1 tRNA gene is annotated in these 240 nt (G+C 52.9%); it reads right to left on the minus strand.

Annotated features, from left to right (window positions below):
• Positions 1 to 61: 61 nt before the first annotated feature.
• Positions 62 to 201 (minus strand) — tRNA-Lys (locus tag FE392_RS19815).
• Positions 202 to 240 lie beyond the last annotated feature (39 nt).

The following is a 240-nucleotide window of genomic DNA, read 5'->3' on the forward strand; positions in this document are numbered from 1 at the left end:
GTCAACGGCTCTGCCGACTGAGCTAACAATCAATTTAGGGAGTGCATAATGGGGATTTAAATGGTGGGTCGTGCAGGATGATTCGGCCTTTGGCCTCACCCTTCGGGCCGATGCTGACGCATCGTTGTCTCGCTGCGCTCGGCTCGAACCTGCGCCCCATTGATGAAAAGTCAACAGCTCTACCGACTGAGCTAACGACCCATTTAAGGAGTGCATAATGGGGATTTAAATGGTGGGTCG

Source organism: Xenorhabdus santafensis, from assembly GCF_033949405.1.
In the GTDB taxonomy this organism is placed as follows: domain Bacteria; phylum Pseudomonadota; class Gammaproteobacteria; order Enterobacterales; family Enterobacteriaceae; genus Xenorhabdus; species Xenorhabdus santafensis.